Source organism: Segeticoccus rhizosphaerae (assembly GCF_009192725.1).
Taxonomy (GTDB): Bacteria; Actinomycetota; Actinomycetes; order Actinomycetales; family Dermatophilaceae; genus Segeticoccus; species Segeticoccus rhizosphaerae.
In genome coordinates this window covers 1-825 of sequence record NZ_VOHR01000645.1, presented here as the reverse complement: position 1 = coordinate 825, position 825 = coordinate 1, and the positions used below count along the sequence as shown (strand labels likewise).

The 825-nt window shown below is 75.4% G+C and carries 1 pseudogene; it reads left to right on the top strand.

The annotated features are described in order from the left end of the window. Positions 1 to 825, top strand: a pseudogene (locus FRW57_RS23730) (hypothetical protein); the annotation flags it as partial.

Below are 825 nucleotides of genomic sequence, written 5' to 3'. Positions count from 1 at the left end.
CCGTGCCCGGCCTGCTCGCGCAGACGCTGCACCGGCAGGGGATGTGCGTCCAGGCCATCGGGCCGGGCGCCGCCATCGCGGCCGCCGACCCGTCCGGCCGGGTCGCGCGCTACACCCCCTTCGGTCCCGACCTGCCGCTCTCACGCTGTCCGGTGACCATCGTCGACGTCGGTGCAGTCAGGGACCAGGGAGACGTCGACCCGCGCGATGCCGTGCAGCCGAAGACCAGCCATGACGACCAGGTCCGGCGCAGCAACCGGAGGATCGCACAGGTCGTCGCGGCGGCGCCGGAGGACGCTCGCATCCTCGTCACGGGGCTCGCCGATGCTGGCCGCTCCGAGCACCTGCGGCTGGTGGCCCTCGCCGGGCCCGGCATCCCGGCCGGGGAGGCGTGGTCGAGCTCCACCCGCCAGCCGGGCCTGGTGCAGGCCAGTGATGTGACCGCGACGATCCTTGCCGAGTCGTCGTCGGAGCCGCGCCCTGACTCGGCACCGGACTCGGGGTCGAAGGCGGGCCCGAAGCCCGGGTCGCAGCCGGAGGCGCCGCTGCCCGAAGCAGTCTCCGGCGCACCGCTCGAGGCCATCCCACTGGCTGGCGGCAGCCGGCTGACACAGGCGGCGACCCAGGACCGGCTGCAGACCCTGCGCGACATGGGGGCAGCCGCCGACGAGGTGCGCCCGCTCGTCGGCCCGTTCTTCGTCACCTGGGGGCTGCTGCAGGTCGTCGTCTACGCCATCGGCGCGGTGCTGTGGCGGCGCACCCGGCGGGGCTCCCGGCGTAGGCAGCGGATCGCGGACTGGGTGGCCGGCTGCGCGACGGCTGCGG